The sequence below is a fragment of the Exiguobacterium sp. s34 genome, assembly GCF_018617435.1.
Classification (GTDB): Bacteria; Bacillota; Bacilli; order Exiguobacteriales; family Exiguobacteriaceae; genus Exiguobacterium; species Exiguobacterium aestuarii.
Genome location: NZ_JACSKE010000001.1, coordinates 155,837 through 173,653, shown reverse-complemented (window position 1 = coordinate 173,653; position 17,817 = coordinate 155,837). Strand labels below are relative to the sequence as shown.

Below are 17,817 nucleotides of genomic sequence, written 5' to 3'. Positions count from 1 at the left end.
CATACTATCGTCCTATCAAGATACAAAAAACGCGTCTTTCTTATGAAAGACACGTTCAAGATTATCTGACCGCGAGCGCTTTCCATCCCGTGGCGCCCATGACGGCGCTCACTTTTGATTTCGGGACGACGAGTCGACCACGGTATGGGTCGTTGATGTATAAATTCGATTTGTCATAGCCTGTCGCCAACATGACATGATAGTTGACGTATCCGGTGAATTTCTTGTTCGAGGCGGTATACCAATTAAAGTAGCCGTACGGTTTATTGAAGTCGACACTTGCCCACACGATAACCGGGTTACCCATCGACAGTTCCCGCTCGATCGAGGCGAGTCCTTGCCCTGACAAGTCTTTCACCGGTCGATATTTGCTGGAGAATCCAATCATCCCTTTCGGATAAATGCCGTAGTTTTTATACTTACCGAGCGTACGGCGCGGATCCCCGGTGAACATGACGTTCGGGTCGACCCAGCGGTATAACCGATTCTCATAACGCGCGTTCCACATACTTTTCGGCATCTCGTTATATAGTGTCGAGGCACTGACGGCGCGTCCTTTTTCTTCAAGTGCCATTTTAAGTGAGAAGAACTCACAACCGGACGGATACCCCATCGGGAACTGACGATAGAGGGGGACGCTCATCTTATAAATCGATAGCCGGGGAGAATAGACACCTTTCGCGTCAAACGCGGCATTGCCGATACGCTTGTTTTGATACATACGTCCGTTCGAATCGAAGTAGTACCACTGTCCCTTGATCAGCTGCCAGTCCGTCTTCTTCGTCAGTGCCGGTGCGAAATATTCATATCGTGTCGAGTACTTCCATCCGATTTCCTGTACGCCGGTCGAATGAAAGAAGTACGTCTGGTTGCCCATCTTGAATTTCCCTTTTAGACGATACCCGTACTGAGGGTGGAACCCATATGTTTTGCCATTGATTCGTTGCAGTCCATATTGTCGTTTTCCTTTTGAATCGAATAAGTAATTTCGGTCGCGCAACCGATATGTCCCTTTCAGGCTATATCCGTACGTCGGATGAAATCCGTATACGTCTTTCCCGACCCATGCCAAACCTTGACGACGGACCCCATCACTTCCGAAATAGTAAGAACGTGTTTTGATTGTTTGCCATCCCGTTGCGACTTTACCGTCGTTCAATAGAAAGTACGTTTTTCCACCGAGCGTGTACATGCCGGTACGAATCGTTCCGTCTGAAAAAATGTAATGTTTTACGCCCGCAATTGTTTGCCAACCAGAGAGGCGTATCCCTTCCGATGAGAAGTAGTACCGTTTGCCATCGATGGTCTGGAATCCTGTGACGGGCTGACCGGTCTTGTCGTAAAAATAGACGGCCCCATCCCGTTCTTGCCATCCGGTTAGCAGCTTCCCGTCTTCACCAAAGGTATAAGTCGTTTCGTCGATGGAGTAGGTGCCCGTGATGAGGCGACCATCCGTTTCAAAATAATATGTAGCTCCGTCGATTTCTTGCCAACCTGTGAGAAGGATCCCGTCCGCATTTAGAAAATACGTATTTCCGTCAATCTGTTGCCACCCCGTCGAGATTGTCCCGTCACTCGACGTGTAGACAATCCCGTCATCCGTCTGTTGAAACGACCCTTCAGCGAAAACGAGTTGGGGACTCACCCATAGGGCACCTATGAAAAGCCCGATGCCGATTCTTCTTTTCCATCCCATCTATTGAACCTCCTCGATACGAATACAAAAGAGATACCCATATTTATCCAATGTGAAGCTGAGGCAAAGGATTCAATTGAAGAGTCAGACGTTTACGCCGAATGACTCATGAACCGCAGGCGTTTTGACGCGAGGAAAAGCGAGACGATCACGACGAGGAGTCCTGTCACGAGTGGCCAAATGAGATTCACTTCTGTGAGGAGAACCTGACTCGATAAAGGACCGAGCATCCAAGGCATCCAATCGAGGTCGATCCAACCAATCACGAGCGATATGACGAAGTGAAGACCGAGCGTCAAGACGACTGCGACGACACCACTTTCAAGAATCGCTGCGATGAAAAAGAAAATCGATAACTGAACAATGAAATGGCAAACGATTAATATGGTCGATATGAGAAAATCCAACCAGTCAAATGAATCAAATAAGATGATTGTATAGTATGCGGCTGCCGTTTGTGCGAGCAAAATACCACCGACGGTCAATAAGGCATAATGCGCCCATTTGCTGATGACGATGCGTGACGTCGGGATTTGTAACGACTTGAGCCAGGCGAGTGTCCCGTTCGTCCGTTCATGGCTAAACGTATGCATCGCCGACAACAAGACGACGAGGAGTCCGATTTGGCGAAGTTGTTCGCTGACGGAAATCAACACTTCTTCCGGAGTCGGTGTCGGAATATCGATGACAGCACCGTCCGGTAAGTTCCCGCCAGAAGCGAGGATATCGGGTAAGAAGTAAAGCGTGAGCGGCTGCATCGAAGCGAGGAGCATGAGCGCGATTGGAATCCAAATGAGTCGTTTGTTCGCCCATGACTCCCGCCATTCTTGTTTGAAGATTGCCGTGCGCATCAGGCATTCACCTCCAAAAACAAAGACTCGAGTGATGGATGCCCGACGTGTAGGGATTGAACAGTGACGTTCAGTTCCAGTACCCGATGTAAAATCGCCCGTTCGGCGACGTCTCGGTCCGTCGATTCAAACGTCCACGTCGAACCCGTTCTCGTCGCGCGACGTACACCTGCTAACGTGCTCCAATCCGCTTCGCTCGTCGGATCATCGAAGAGACGCAATTCAATCGTCGATTTCGAACCGAGCAAGTCTGTCACCGTTCCTTCCATCAGTAATTTTCCTTTTCGAAGCAAGAGCACCCAGTCGCTCGCTTCTTCAGCATCCGGGAGGACGTGTGTCGAATAGAGAATCATTCGCTCTCGTTTCAAGTCGCTCAATAAGTCGAGCACTTCTCGTCGTCCACGTGGGTCTAAAGCTGAGACGGGTTCGTCGAGTAACAGCAATTCGGGGTCATGGACGAGCGCCTGGGCGATGCCGAGACGCTGACGCATTCCACCGGATAAGTTCGAGGCCGGACGGTCGACCGGTTCAAGCCCGACACGCTTTAGCAGACTGACAGGGTCGATGTGTTTCGTTCCTGTCAATTCGGCGGCGTATCGAATCGTCTCGACAGGAGTGAGAGACGGGTAGAGGGCAGGGCGTTGTGGCAAATAGCCAATTCGGATGTGGTCGTGTCCGCTCATCTTTCCGCTCGTCGGTTCCGTGACTCGGGCGAGCAAGTTCAATAAGGTCGTTTTGCCGGCTCCATTCTCCCCGAGTAGTGAGGTACAGCCTGGGCGCAACTCGAAACTAACATCATCGAGTGCCGTGAATGAGCCAAATTGTTTCGTCAAGTGCGTCACTTTCATCGTGGAGTCCGTCCCCATAAGAAGTAGATAATAGGACCGAGAATATTGATGAAGACGATGACGAGAAGCCATACCCATTTCGGTCCGTTCGTCATGTCCCGTTTGAACAAATCGATCAAGGCGACGACGAGCAAAATGAGTTGCAAAATGAGGACAGGTAATAGGATGAGAAAAAGTGTATTCGGATCATTTGCGATGTCCATCGTGAGACCTCCTTTAGAAAAATAGCCTACCCTTACACATTCTACAAGAATAGGGCGTCACCTGTATGGACACAAAAAATCCCCATCTCACGAAGAGACGGGGAAAGGAAATCATTTGACGATGATGACGGGAGCGAGTGCACGTTTTGCGAGTTTATGACTCACGCTACCGAGGACGAACTCTTGAAACGTGTTCAATCCGCGTGACCCGACGACGACATATTCGTATGGCTCATGGTTCGCATATTTGACGAGTTCGACTTCTGGCTCACCACGGAGTTCGATGTACTCGTAAGGGATGCCTTCTGCTTCCGTCAAATCGAACAACGGTTTCAGCATCTGTTTTCGTTTCGTTTCCAAGTCAATTTTGCCCGTTGAGTTGAGGGCCGCTTCTTTTGACTCTTTCGCACTGATGACATGCACGATGTCAATTGACGCATTCGAAGCCTTTGCGAGTTGAATCGCCTTTTCAAGCGCACGTTTCGAGTGGGCAGAACCGTCTGCCGCTAAAAATACCTTTCCCATGAAAATTCCTCCTCTTTCGCACGTTCTACATTTAGTATAGGTGATTTAATGAAGCGGGGAAACGATGAATCAATGTCCCGCGTTCGCATCTTGTTGCTTCAAGTGAAGTGCGAGCGTGTTGAGCAGTTTTTCAGAGTCTTTGTTCAAGTTGAGAAGTTCAGGTTCAATCCCGACTTCACGGTATTTGAAGACGACCTTATCGATGGCGCCGATTGCCGAGTCATCCCATAGATGCGTATTCGCAAAGTCGATGGTGACGTGTTGGAGACCCGCATCTACGTCTTCGGTCACGTCGAACTGGTTGACGAATTCAGACGTGGAAGCGAAGAATAATTGCCCGTTGACCGTATAGTCCGCGCGATGTGACGTGACTTGGCGATCGAGGTCGATTTTTGAAATTTTGGCAGCGAATAAAATCGCGGCCGTCAAAATCCCACCGAGCACACCGAGTGACAGGTCATGCGTGAAGACAGTGACGATGACCGTGACGAGCATGACGACTGTGTCTGATTTTTGAGCGGTACGCATCGCTTTAAGCGAGCCCCAGTCAAACGTCGCATACGAGACGAAGAACATGACCCCGACGAGTGCACCAACTGGGATGAGCATGAGCACATCACTGATCGTCATGATCATGATAAAGAGAGCGAGTCCGGCCGTGAACGTCGAGAGACGACCTCGTGCACCGGACGAGACGTTGATGACCGATTGTCCGATCATCGCACATCCTGGCATCCCACCGAAGAACCCAGCGATGATATTCGAGATTCCTTGTCCACGAGATTCACGGTTCTTGTTTGAGTCCGTCCCAGTCATGTCATCGACGATTTGAGCCGTCAAGAGCGATTCGATCAAGCCGACGAAGGCAAGTGAGATCGAGTATGGCAAGATGATCATGAGCGTCTCGAGCGTGAACGGCACATCCGGGAACAAGAAGTCCGGAAGTGTCGCCGAAATCGTTCCCATATCCCCGATGTTTTTCGTGTCGAGACCGAGCGTGATCGCAAGGATCGTCATGACGACGATGGCGACGAGCGGTGCGGGAATTGCTTTTGTGACACGTGGGAATAAGAAAATGATAGCAAGTGACGCGGCGACAATCGCCCAGATGATCCAGCTCTCACCTTCAAAGTTTGATAACTGTGCCTGGAAAATCAAAATCGCAAGCGCGTTGACGAATCCGACCATGACGGCGCGTGGGATGAATTTCATCAAGCGGGCGATTCCGAGATAGCCGAGGACGATTTGAATGATCCCCGTTAAAATACCGGCAGCCAGTAAATACTGAAGACCGTGGTCAGCAACGAGGGAGACGACGACAAGCGCCATCGCTCCGGTCGCAGCGGAAATCATCGCTGGACGACCTCCGGCAAATGAGATGACCATGGCGATGATGAATGAGGCATAAAGCCCGACCATCGGGTTGACTCCCGCGATGAGGGAGAAGGCGATAGCTTCCGGGATGAGCGCCAAGGCGACGACAATCCCAGCCAAAATGTCGGCCCGGATATTTCCGAACCATTCGTGTTTCAACGTATTCAATTTTTCCAAAAGAACACACCTTTCCTTAATAAAGTGATTTGATCTTCGAGTCTCACGAAAATCAAAATGATACAATCCGTTCATTTTCAACGTGTTTCATCATACCGAATCCAAGGAAAAATGACAATTGCTTCGTTTGAAAAACTATGGTAATTTCATAACGTGAAGGTTATATAACGAAAAAGTTATATTGAAGGTGAGGAGTCAACATGTATACCGTAGAAGAACTGAGTAAAGTGCTCAAAGTGCTCGGAGACCCGACCCGGCTGACGATGTTGAAGCAGATGGAAGCGGGCGAACAGTGCGCCTGTAGTTTCGTCGATTGTTTCGATATCTCACAACCGGCCATCAGTCGCCATTTGAAGATGTTGCGCCAGGCGGGACTCTTACTCGAACGTCGAGACAAGCAGTGGATTCATTATCGGTTAAATGAGACGAGTCCATTTTATCCGCTCGTCACTGATTTGTTATCGAAGTTAGAATCAACTGAACCGAATTGTGATTGTGAGCCGAATTGTGCCATTTGAGGAGAGATGAAAATGAAACTTGAAGTGTTTGAACCAGCCATGTGTTGTCCGACCGGATTGTGCGGACCGTCCATCGACCCGGAACTGACACGGGTGGCGACGATTCATTACGTGTTACAGCAACGAGGGTTTGACGTGTCACGCTATAACCTTGCGTCGGAACCGAACCGATTTGTTGAGAATGCGATCGTCCAAGCCGAAATCATGAACGGGCTCGATGTGCTCCCGATGACGCTCGTCGACGGGAAGATTGTGAAGCAGGGCGCTTATTTGACGAATGAAGAGATGGCGGAGTTGACAGGATTACCGATTGCCGCATTCGCGAAACAAGACGGAGAAAAACCGAAAGTTCGAATCTCACTCAAAAAATAAGGAGTTGCTCACATTGAAACCATTTGATTTTCAGGCGATGGACCCGACCCGTTATGTGTTTTTAACCGGAAAAGGTGGGGTCGGGAAGACGTCAACGGCATCGAGTCTCGCCTTGACGCTCGCCAATCGTGGGAAACAGATCTTACTCGTCTCGACCGACCCGGCGAGTAATTTGCAAGACGTCTTTGAGATGGAACTTGATGAGACACCGCGAATCGTCACAGGGACGACGCTCGAAATCGCCAACTTTGACCCGGAACAGGCGGCAAAACAGTATATGGAACGTATGGTCGGTCCGTATCGTGGCGTGTTACCGGACGTGGCCATCCAGTCGATGGAAGAGCAATTGTCTGGCGCCTGTACGGTTGAGATTGCGGCATTCGATCAGTTCACAGAACTGTTGACGTCAAAAGTGGCACGGGAACGATATGACCATGTCATCTTCGATACGGCACCGACTGGGCATACGTTGCGACTACTGACGTTACCGAGCGCATGGGATGAGTTTTTAGAGACGAATACGACCGGGGCGTCTTGCCTCGGTCCACTTGCAGGTCTTGCGGATAAGCAAGTGCAGTATAAACAAGCCGTCGAGACGCTCACTGACGCCAATGAAACGACGTTACTGCTCGTCGCGCGTCCTGAGAAGTCGACACTCGTCGAAGCGGCGCGTGCTGCGACCGAGCTTCGCGCAATCGGCATCGAGCGCATGCAACTCGTCATCAACGGTGTCGTCGAGTCAAGTGAAGGGACAGACCGCTATACGAAACGATTTATCGAGCGACAACAGCAAGCGCTTGACGATCTCCCGAATGGTGTCGTCGACCTCGAGACGTTCACGCTCCCGTATGCGTACGAAAACCTCGTCGGGATATCCGCTCTCCAGCGTTTTGTGAGCAGAGAGCCGGTCGCCATTTCGGATGCACGTTATGACACGAGTCGTTACGAGTCCGTCGACCAACTCGTCGACGAACTGGAAGCGGACGGTCCGAGTGTGATTATGACAATGGGGAAAGGTGGTGTCGGGAAGACGACACTCGCCTCGCTCCTTGCCGTCGCACTCCATGACCGAGGGCATGCTGTCCATTTGACGACCACAGACCCGGCCGCGCACGTTGCTCTGACGATTGGAGCAGATGTTTCAGAGACGTTCACCGTCGATGCGATCGACCCGAAAGCCGAGATTGAGAAGTATCGGACGGATGTGTTCCGAGAAGCAGGGGACATGAACGAGGAGCAACGGATGATGCTCGAGGAGGACTTGCGCTCACCGTGCACCGAAGAGATCGCCGTCTTCCGTGCCTTCGCCGATCAAGTGGCGAAAGCGAAAGACCGCTTCGTCGTCATCGATACGGCACCTACAGGTCATACGCTCCTCCTATTAGATGCGACGGAGAGCTATCACCGCGAACTCGAACGGTCGACCGGCGTCGTCCCGGAAGCGGTCCGAACGTTACTACCGAAACTGCGTGACCCGAAACAAACGCACGTCATCATCACGACACTCCCAGAAGCGACGCCGGTGTATGAAGCAGAAAGACTCACAGCGGACTTGAAGCGCGCCGAAATTCAACCGTTCGCCTGGGTCGTGAACCAATCGTTCACGCCACTCGACGTCACGAGTCAGTTATTGACAGCGAAAGTCGCGAGCGAGACGACATGGCTTGAGCGTGTGAACAACAATCCGCGTCCGACGATTCTCGCATGGCAAGAACAACTGCCTGTCGGATATTCAGCGTTATCTCAATTACTAAAGGAGGAAGTAAGATGAACATCACAAACGAAGCAATCGACTTTTTACAAACCGCGCTAGAAGAGGAAGAGACAAAATCGGTCCGCATCATCACAGAGGCGGGCTGCTGTGGACCGACGCTCGGTCTAGCCGTGGCTACACCAGAAGAGACAGACGAGGTGAAGCAATTCGGCACGCTCACGTTTGCCGTTGCGAAGGAAGCTGAAGTATTGGCAGAAAACGTCACGCTCGACGTCGAGTCGACAGAAGACGGCATCACACTCGTGTTACACGGTTTACAACCATCTTGCTAAAAAAATAATTAAATAGAGATTATTGGAGGAACTCATTGTGCAGTGGATTGCTAGTTTAATTTTTCTCGTGACGCTCTTTCTCATCATCAAGCAACCGAAAGGCCTCGGCATCGGTTACTCGGCGATGGGGATGGCTGTCATCGCGCTCATCTCGGGCGTCGTCAATTTGGATGACGTCGGAACGGTATGGGGCATCATCTGGAATGCGACGTTCACGTTCATCGCCGTCATCATCATTTCCCTCATTTTAGATGAGATTGGATTTTTTGAATGGGCAGCCTTACATATGGCACGAATCGCCAAAGGTGGCGGGGTGAAGTTGTTCGTCTATATCACCTTACTCGGCGCGCTCGTCGCAGCATTGTTTGCGAACGATGGGGCAGCGCTCATCTTGACCCCGATCGTCTTGGCGATGGTACGGGCACTCAAGCTTCCTGACGCGGTCGTGTTGGCGTACGTCATGGCATCCGGCTTTATCGCCGATACGGCAAGTCTCCCGTTTATCGTATCGAACCTCGTCAACATCGTCTCAGCTGATTTCTTCGGCATCGGGTTTGCGGAATATGCGGCACGGATGGTATTCGTCAATGTGTTCGCGGTCGCGGGCAGCTTGCTCGTGTTGTATCTGTATTTCAAAAAAGATATCCCGAAACAATATGACGCCTCTCAGTTGGCTGAATCGGAATCGGTCATCAAAGACCATACGATGTTCCGCTTATCTTGGGTCGTGCTCGCCTTGTTGGTCATCGGTTACTTCACGAGTGACTTGCTCGGAATCCCGGTCTCACTCGTCGCCGGGGTGATCGCCTTATTCTTCCTTGTGATGGCGAATCGGTCATCTGCGGTGAAAACGACTCAAGTCGTCAAAGGGGCACCGTGGGCAATCGTCTTCTTTTCACTCGGGATGTATATCGTTGTGTACGGATTACAAAACGCAGGACTCACACAAGTGCTCGCCAACTTCATTGACTGGTTCGCGGTGGACGCATTCAGTGCGACGTTCGGGATGGGCTTTTTGGCAGCCATTCTATCGTCTGTCATGAATAACATGCCGACCGTCATGATTGATGCGCTCGCTATCGACTTGACGAATACGACCGGTCAGATTCGGGAAGCATTAATCTATGCGAACGTTATCGGATCCGACCTTGGACCAAAGATTACACCAATCGGGTCGCTTGCGACGCTCCTTTGGCTCCACGTGCTCCGCACAAAAGGTCTAAAAATCGGCTGGGGTGAATATTTCAAAGTCGGGATCATCTTGACGATTCCGACGCTAGCCATCACGTTGCTCGGTCTATATATCAGCTTATTACTTTATTGAGGAGTGGGTTATATGAAATTAGTCATCATTGGATCAGTTGCTGCCGGGACATCGGTCGCGGCGAAAGCGCGTCGTAATAACGAAGAGGCACAAATCACGATTTACGATCGGGACTACGACATCTCGTATTCAGGTTGCGGGATTCCGTATTACGTTGGTGGAGAAGTAGAATCACGTGACGATTTGACACCACGTGACGCAGCCTTCTTCAAAAAGCGTTACAACATCGACGTGATGACACGTCATAACGTGACGTCAGTAGACAAGGACGCGAAGACAGTGACAGTGGAAAACTTAGAGACGGGTGACACGTTCACGGACTCGTATGATGTCCTCGTCCTCGCGACAGGGGCGACGAGCATCATCCCACCGATTCCAGGTGTGAAGTCGGATAACGTTTTCCCGATTCGAAATATTCAACACGCAGAAGCGACACGTTCGTTCGTCGATTCGACGAACCCGAAACATGCGACAATCATCGGTGCCGGCTTCATCGGTCTTGAGATGGCCGAACAGTTGAAACTACGCGGTGTGGACGTGACGATCATCGAGCGTGTGCCGCAAGTGATGCCACCACTCGACAAAGACATGGCGTGCCGTGTCGAGGAACACCTCGAGAAGAACGGGATCGAGCTCATGCTCGGTGAGACGGTGACGGAACTTGTCGGTGGCGGACATGTGGAACGTGTCATCACAGAGAGCGGCAAGGAGATTGAGACAGATTTCGTCATTTTATCGGTCGGGGTCCGTCCGAACGTCGAGCTCGCCATGAATATGGGAGTCGAACTAGGTGAGACGGGTGCCATTGCCGTCAATGAGCGCATGGAGACGAACATCCCAGACGTCTATGCGGCAGGTGACGTTGCGGAGAGCTTCTCCATCGTGACCGGAAAACCAATTTGGCGCCCGCTCGGTTCGACAGCGAACAAGATGGGGCGGACCGCTGGGGACGTCATCACGGGCGGCCATCTCGAACATCGCGGTATCCTCGGAACGGGCATCTTCAAAGTGTTCGGACTTGCCGTGGCGCAGACGGGTCTCGCCGAAAAAGAAGCACGTGAACTCGGTTATGACATCGAGGTGCTTCATAATACGAAACCGGACAAACCTGCCTACATGGGTGGGAAAGACATGACAATCAAAGCGGTCGCGGACCGTGCGACACGTCAATTGCTCGGCATTCAAATCGTCGGGTTCGAAGGAGTCGACAAACGGATCGACGTCTTCGTCACAGCCATCACGCTGAAGGCGAAAGTCGACGACTTGTTCCACCTTGACCTCGCATACGCACCGCCGTTCTCGACGACGAAAGACCCGGTCATGTATACGGGGATGGTCTTGTCGAACAGTATCGACAAGGCGGCACGACTCATCACACCGGCTGAGCTTCAGACACGAATCGATGCAGGGGAAGATATGCAAATCATCGATACACGGAAAGCGGCGCAGTTCGAGAAGGCATGCGTCGATTGTGCGGTCAATGTCCCACTCGGTAACCTTCGCGAAGCGGCGAAAGACATGGACAAGAACAAGCCGACCGTCGTCTACTGTAACGGCGGGGTCACGGGAAACGCGGCGCAGAACGTGCTTCGTAACCTCGGGTTCACCGACGTGTACAACTTGTCAGGCGGAAATAAGAACTATCAGTTGTTCAAAAAGTACGGGAACTAAGCAAGACGACGTCCATTGCGGACGTCGTTTTTTTTATACCAAGGTTTCAAAAGAAAGACAGAAGCGGAACGATTATTGAAAGAGAACGATCTGTTTAGTTCATATTCCTTAGATGGTACACAAGATGAATGATGCCAATTGACCCTTTTCTAAAATAACGTTGCTTCGTTAAAGGAAACCGTTTACAATTTTTGTGTAAGCGTTTTCTCAAAATAGTGCTACAAGGAGGGACACTCATGGTCAAAAAGCAATGGAAACCCGTATGGGCAGTTGTGCTAACGTTTGCACTGATTCTGTCAATGTTTCCGATGCCGACGTCCGCTTTAGATAAAGGAAAGTCGACACTCGTCGTCGTCCATTATCAAGAGGCGCCGGATAACGAAAAGGATTGGAACTTATGGCTTTGGGCGAACGGCCCAGATTACTTCCCGAATAAAGGCTTCACATTCAATGGGGAAGATGCATTTGGAAAGGTGGCGGCTTACGAATTCCCGGTTGACTCACCTGAAAAGATTGGTCTCATCGTCCGAACGGACAACTGGGACAAGGATAAAGGGTCAGAGAACGACCGCTTCATCACGAGTGACATGATTCAAGATGGTGTCGCAGAAGTGTGGATCAAATCAGGGGATCCAAAGATTTATACGTCGAACCCAGACGGGGAGACGGCATCAACGGAAATCGATATGAAAGTCCACTATTTCCGTTACGACAATACATACACGGACTGGGGCCTATGGGCTTGGCCAGACGGTGGGGACGGTCAGAGCATCGCGTTTGACGAGACTGATGCATTCGGTGGCGTGGCGAACGTCAAGCTCGCTAACCCAGAGTCGAAAAAACTGATGGGCTTGATCACGAAAAAAGGAGAATGGACGGAGAAAGACGGGGAAGATCGCTTCGTTCTTGGTTCAGCGAAAGAAATTTGGCTCGTTGAAGGAGATTCGACAATCTACTATTCAGAGCCTGAAATCGATCGCTCACCGAAACTCGTCTCATTCTCGGCGGACACGTTCCGTCAAGCAACGCTCACGACGAACCGCGTCATTACGGATGCGTTCATTGATGAAGTGACGGTGGATGGTGCTACTGTCGCTGCCATCACAAAGGCTAGTGACAAGTCAGTCACAATTGAATTCAGCGAAGACATCGATTTAGCGAAGGTCATCAAAGCCTCACATCCTGAGTTTGGTGAACAGATGCTTCAAGCAGGAAAAGTACTTCGTTCAAAAGAGTTTGATGCGAAGTATGCCTATAACGGAAAGCTCGGCATCACGTACCAAAAATCAAAAACACAATTTGTTCTTTGGGCACCGACTGCTCAACAAGTCGAGCTCGAACTATGGAACATGCCGAAAGATCGACCAGCGAACGACAAAGACTTGAAAAAAGTCATCCAGATGAAACGCGGCGAGCGTGGCACGTGGGTGGCTGAAGTACGCGGTGACCTCGACGGTGTCGGGTATACGTATCAAGTGACACATGCGACAGGAAAAGTTCGTGCGGTCGATCCGTATGCGACAGCTGTCGGTGTGAACGGTGATCAAGGGGTCATCGTCGACTTGAAAGAAACGGATCCGAAACGTTGGAACTCGATGAAACCGAAGTTGCAACATGCGACGGACGCTATCATCTATGAGACTCACGTCCGCGACTTCTCGATTTTCGATGTCAAATCGAACACATATGATTCAGGCATTCGCTACAAAGGGAAGTACCTAGGTGTCGTCCAACCAGGGACTCGCTTGATTGAGAATGGGAAGAAGACAGCGACGAAAACGGGGCTCGACCATGTCAAAGACCTTGGCGTGACGCACGTCCAGTTCATCCCGGTCTATGACTACAACACGGCCTCTGTCGACGAGACGAATCCAACGGCGACATACAACTGGGGCTATGACCCGAAAAACTACAACGCACCAGAAGGCTCGTATTCGACGAATCCGTACGATGCCAAAGTACGAATCAATCAAATGAAAGAAATGATCCAAGGCCTACATGACAATAACTTGCGTGCGGTCATGGACGTTGTTTACAACCACATGTTCGATGCACAGGCATCAAACCTTCACAAAATCGTACCGGGTTACTACTATCGTTATACGGCAGGTGGCGACTTCGCGAACGGAACCGGTGTCGGGAACGATACGGCGTCTGAGCGCGCGATGATGCAGAAACTCATCGTCGATTCAGTCGTCTACTGGGCAAAAGAATACCATTGGGACGGCTTCCGCTTCGATTTGATGGGAATCCATGATGTCGATACGATGAACAAAGTCCGTGCGGAACTGAACAAAGTGGACAAATCGATTCTCGTCTTCGGAGAAGGCTGGGATCTCGGTACGCCACTTGATGCGGAACTGAAGGCGAACCAAAAGAACGCCTACGACATGCCAGGTGTTGCTCACTTCAATGACAACATTCGCGACGGATTGAAAGGAAGCGTCTTCTACGATGAAGACAATGGCTTCATCAATGGAAAAGAAGGCATGGAAAACCGCGTGAAGACAGGAATCGTCGGTGAAATCACGTACAACGACACCATCAAAGGCTTCACGAAAGAACCGACGCAAGCGATTACGTATGTCGAAGCGCACGATAACCATACGCTTTGGGACAAGTTGGAGTTGACGAATCCTGACGCCTCTGAAGAAGTACGTACAGACATGCACCGTCTCGCTTCGAGCATTCTCTTGACGAGCCAAGGAACGACATTCCTTCACGCTGGACAGGAATTCATGCGTACGAAAGAAGGCGATCACAACTCGTACAAATCGCCAGACTCCATCAACCAGCTTGACTGGAAACGGGCAGCCGACCGTAAAGCGGACGTCCAATACATGAAAGGTTTGATTGAGATGCGGAAAGCAAACCCTGGTCTCCGCATGACGAAAGCGACTGACGTGAAGCGCTTCTTGAAATTCTACAAGTCTGAGGCGAACGTCATCACGTACTTGATCGATGAAGATGCACCAGGTCAAAAGAACGACTTGTACATCACACATAACGCGAACCCGAACGCTGTATCCGTGAAACTTCCAAAAGGAACGTGGAACGTGATTGTCGATGGGGATCGCGCTGGAACGAAGACGATTAAGCGCACGACTGGAAGAGTCACAGTCCCTGCATACCATACGTTTGTCCTTGAACGTCACTAATTCATTGACCCCACTTGCAAACAAGTGGGGTTTTCTTATGTAACAATTATGGGTATTTGGTAATTAATGTTTAAAAAACTAGTCTTTTTGTATGAACACGAGAGTTTGCGTTTGGAATTTCCATCTCTTTCGAAAGGAGAGATTGTATGGCGATTTTCAAGAAGTGGATTCATCGCGTCAACGGAGACGACACAGATATACTTTCGAAAGGGAAAGTGCCCGCATTTCATGTGGACTCCCTATTAATCGAACAATATCCTGATGCCATCTACGTACTCGATACAAATGGTCACTTAATTGATTCAAACGAAAAGATGGGACTTTTATTTGACGATCTCACCATTTCTCCGACAGAGTCAGAAGAGTTCGCGTCTTATCATGCAAGGGCGTTAGTCGGAGAAACGGTTCATTTTGAACTAGTCAAAACATATGAGGGGCAAAAACGTAAACTCGCGGTCACGTGTACCCCACTTTATAAAGACCAACTCATTCAAGGTGTTTATGGGATTGTAAAAGACATGAGCGCGGAATGGGAGACGCAAAACCGCTATGCGATTATGAAAGTAGGGCGTGAATTGCTTGAACAAGTGCCGGGTCTCATGATCATCGAAGCACATGTGAAAGACGGCACGTTTTCATTCTCCTCCCAAGTATCATCGTTCCTTGGCCTTTCAAAACGCCGATTGAACGACATGACACTGAACGACATTCGCGAAACGGTTCATCCTGATGACTGGGAAGAACTGACACAAGCGATTCAAACATTGCGAACAGCCGGGGAAGGGGCAGACTTCGCGATAGAGATTCGCCTTCGACATCAGGTCACACGTAAAGAGTTACCTGTTACGATACGTGGTGCGTTGTCTCTCGAACGGAACGTGTTCACGTACGTTATTTTTTCGACGAAAGACCAGCAACGCATCGAGCATGAATTGACCGATAAAGAAGAACTGTTGCGTCGCGTATGTGAGGCTTCAGACACGGCGATTTGTGACTATAGTTATGATACGCGCCAAATTGAGTTTGCGGCAGGGCAGTTTCAAGCTATCTTCGGTTATACGGTGAAACAGTTCAATGCCCATCCGGATTATTGGAAAGTCGTCATCAATCAGGAAGATTTGGAAAAGGTCAATTTGGCGAATGAACAGACGCGTCATATGAACCCGGTCCACCTTGAATATCGGATTTTTGTCGGTAAGAAGCAGAAATGGATTCAAGAATTCCGTCACCATCTATACGATGAGACGGGGCGCGTGCGAGGGTTTCAGGCGTTAATCCGGGACATTACCGAAGTGAGGGAGCATGAAGCAGAGGTGCTTCGATTGATCGAATTCGACCCGATGACGAATCTTCCGAACCGCGAAACGATGTTCCAGTCCGTCACACGATTGATTCAGACGGACCTCGCATTCGTCTTATTCACGGTGACGTTCAATCGAATCGGTGACATCAATCGAGCTTTCGGTTATGAGTACGGCGATGAATGGCGAATTCAAACGGCGCATCGGTTGCTCGAAAGTGTACCGGACGAAGCGGTCGTCGGTCATTTAGATGGAGATACGTATCTCGTCATCATGCCTGGTCATCACGAAGATGAACAGTTGTTCCAAATCGGGAAGCGACTCACGACATTATCCGATTACTGTTTTCAACTTGAACCGTATTCCGTATATCCGAATATGCAAGTCGGAGTCAGCCGTTATCCGAATGATGCGGATGACGAAACGACGCTCATTCGCCGGAGTTATATGGCGATGGGACGAGCGGGGAAGTCTGGAGCGGCCCCTGTCTCTTTGTATGCCTCGCATATGAACCTTGATGAATTGAAGCGATTCGAATTGTTACGTGACTTGCCGAACGCCATTGACCGGAATGAATTTTATCTCTTATATCAACCGAAAGTGAATGCGTGGACCGGAGAGATCACGGGAGCGGAGGCGCTGATGCGTTGGGATCATCCGACATGGGGTGTCGTGTCTCCGCTTGACTTCATCCCACTCGCCGAAGAGAGCAACCTGTTCATTCGATTGACGGACTATTTGATTGAGGAAGTGTTTCGGTACTTGGCGACGTTACGGAGTAAAGTCCCAATCTCGTTGAACGTTTCCCCGAAATACTTGTATCACGAACAGTTGTTGCATACATTCGAAGCGGCGAGCCGGCGACATGATGTCCCGTTACATTGGCTTGAAATCGAAGTGGCCGAGACGTCAAAACTAGATGAAACACACCATATCATGAACGTCTTTTCTTCGTTGAAAGCGCTTGGGATTCAACTTGCCCTCGACGACTTCGGAAAAGGATATTCGTCACTAGCCTATTTGCAACAGTTCCAGGTGAATACGATTAAAATCGACCGAATATTTGGTCACGGCGTATCGGAAAACAAGCAAGCCCGTGCCATCATTCATAGCCTTGTCGTCTTGGCAAAAGAATTCGATCTCGCAGTCGTCGTAGAAGGGATCGAACAGATGGAAGATTTATTGCTGTTGCGTCAGCTCGGTTGCAAGACGATTCAAGGGTATCTGTTCAGTCCTCCTGTCCGCGGCGATGCTTTCGCGAAGATGATGCATACCGGAAAACTGATTGCCGACCCGCTCGATAATCATGAAATGGCGACAACTCGTTATATTCAAGCGGGAATCACGATCACGACGATTCGACAACAACCGGTATCGGTCGGACTATCCTCAATCGTCTTGACATCACGTTCGGACCAGCACCTTCATTTTTATGCCGCGCTTCGTCTTCCGCTAGAAGGAGAGGTCGAGTTTATTATTCGCTTTAAGGTTGGAGCGGATTTACCTGTTCGTTTACATCGGATGACAGAAGTGACCAATGGGCTATATCAATACACTGCCGAATACGAATCGAGTCCGGGGGTGGAAGCGCAGCTCACTTCTCTTGAGACAAAAGTGACCGGAGACGAATCCATCTCCGATTATTTGCAACTCGTACATCAGGTAGAGGGAATATGAGCGTTCGACCTGTCGTAGGCGAGGATGGATAGTTGAAAGGAAGGTCTCCTTTTCTCTAAGATGGAGAAGAGAGAAA

14 protein-coding genes are annotated in these 17,817 nt (G+C 50.1%); 8 read left to right on the top strand and 6 right to left on the bottom strand.

The genetic code is table 11. From position 1 onward, the window contains the following. Positions 1-61 precede the first annotated feature (61 nt). The 6 genes from KNO87_RS00905 to KNO87_RS00880 all read right to left on the bottom strand — a co-directional run bounded on the left by KNO87_RS00905 (position 62) and on the right by KNO87_RS00880 (position 5,674). Positions 62-1,696, bottom strand: a complete 1,635-nt coding sequence (locus KNO87_RS00905) for a C39 family peptidase (protein WP_214793540.1) — start codon at positions 1,694-1,696, stop codon at positions 62-64. Positions 1,697-1,788: 92 nt separating this feature from the next. Continuing rightward, a complete protein-coding gene (locus KNO87_RS00900; protein ID WP_214793543.1) occupies positions 1,789-2,547 on the bottom strand; it encodes an ABC transporter permease in 759 nt (252 codons plus the stop codon). Beyond that, positions 2,547-3,395: an ABC transporter ATP-binding protein gene (locus tag KNO87_RS00895; RefSeq protein ID WP_214793546.1), complete on the bottom strand. Its 849-nt coding sequence runs from the start codon at positions 3,393-3,395 to the stop codon at positions 2,547-2,549. Before KNO87_RS00895 ends, KNO87_RS00900 begins: the two co-directional genes overlap by 1 nt. After that, positions 3,392-3,598 carry a PLD nuclease N-terminal domain-containing protein gene (locus tag KNO87_RS00890; RefSeq protein WP_078147432.1) on the bottom strand — a complete coding sequence of 69 codons (207 nt, stop codon included), beginning with the start codon at positions 3,596-3,598 and terminating at the stop codon, positions 3,392-3,394. The genes KNO87_RS00895 and KNO87_RS00890 overlap by 4 nt, the downstream gene beginning before the upstream one ends. 111 nt (positions 3,599-3,709) lie before the next feature. Further along, positions 3,710-4,123, bottom strand: a complete 414-nt coding sequence (locus KNO87_RS00885; RefSeq protein WP_214793549.1) for a universal stress protein — start codon at positions 4,121-4,123, stop codon at positions 3,710-3,712. Between the two features lie 69 nt (positions 4,124-4,192). After that, a complete protein-coding gene (locus KNO87_RS00880) occupies positions 4,193-5,674 on the bottom strand; it encodes a SulP family inorganic anion transporter (protein ID WP_214793552.1) in 1,482 nt (493 codons plus the stop codon). A gap of 200 nt (positions 5,675-5,874) precedes the next feature. Between KNO87_RS00880 and KNO87_RS00875 the strand changes: the two genes are divergently transcribed. From KNO87_RS00875 to KNO87_RS00840, 8 genes are all read left to right on the top strand, one after another. Beyond that, positions 5,875-6,192 carry an ArsR/SmtB family transcription factor gene (locus KNO87_RS00875; protein ID WP_214793555.1) on the top strand — a complete coding sequence of 106 codons (318 nt, stop codon included), beginning with the start codon at positions 5,875-5,877 and terminating at the stop codon, positions 6,190-6,192. 12 nt (positions 6,193-6,204) lie between these two features. Beyond that, positions 6,205-6,564: an arsenite efflux transporter metallochaperone ArsD gene (arsD, locus tag KNO87_RS00870; protein WP_483298043.1), complete on the top strand. Its 360-nt coding sequence runs from the start codon at positions 6,205-6,207 to the stop codon at positions 6,562-6,564. A 37-nt stretch (positions 6,565-6,601) separates the two neighbouring features. Continuing rightward, positions 6,602-8,335, top strand: a complete 1,734-nt coding sequence (gene arsA, locus KNO87_RS00865; RefSeq protein WP_214793832.1) for an arsenical pump-driving ATPase — start codon at positions 6,602-6,604, stop codon at positions 8,333-8,335. Next, the gene (locus tag KNO87_RS00860) at positions 8,332-8,610 is read left to right on the top strand and encodes a Fe-S cluster assembly protein HesB (protein WP_214793561.1); all 279 of its coding nucleotides are present in this window, start codon (positions 8,332-8,334) and stop codon (positions 8,608-8,610) included. Before arsA ends, KNO87_RS00860 begins: the two co-directional genes overlap by 4 nt. Positions 8,611-8,647: 37 nt before the next feature. Further along, the gene (locus KNO87_RS00855; protein ID WP_214793564.1) at positions 8,648-9,934 is read left to right on the top strand and encodes an arsenic transporter; all 1,287 of its coding nucleotides are present in this window, start codon (positions 8,648-8,650) and stop codon (positions 9,932-9,934) included. Positions 9,935-9,946: 12 nt separating this feature from the next. Beyond that, positions 9,947-11,605, top strand: coding sequence for an FAD-dependent oxidoreductase (locus KNO87_RS00850; RefSeq protein ID WP_214793567.1), 1,659 nt, complete (start codon positions 9,947-9,949; stop codon positions 11,603-11,605). A gap of 236 nt (positions 11,606-11,841) precedes the next feature. Continuing rightward, positions 11,842-14,763: a type I pullulanase gene (pulA, locus tag KNO87_RS00845; RefSeq protein WP_214793570.1), complete on the top strand. Its 2,922-nt coding sequence runs from the start codon at positions 11,842-11,844 to the stop codon at positions 14,761-14,763. 146 nt (positions 14,764-14,909) lie between these two features. Beyond that, positions 14,910-17,741 (top strand): sensor domain-containing protein, encoded by a 2,832-nt coding sequence (locus KNO87_RS00840; protein ID WP_214793573.1) that lies wholly within the window; start codon positions 14,910-14,912, stop codon positions 17,739-17,741. The last annotated feature ends 76 nt before the right edge of the window (positions 17,742-17,817 follow it).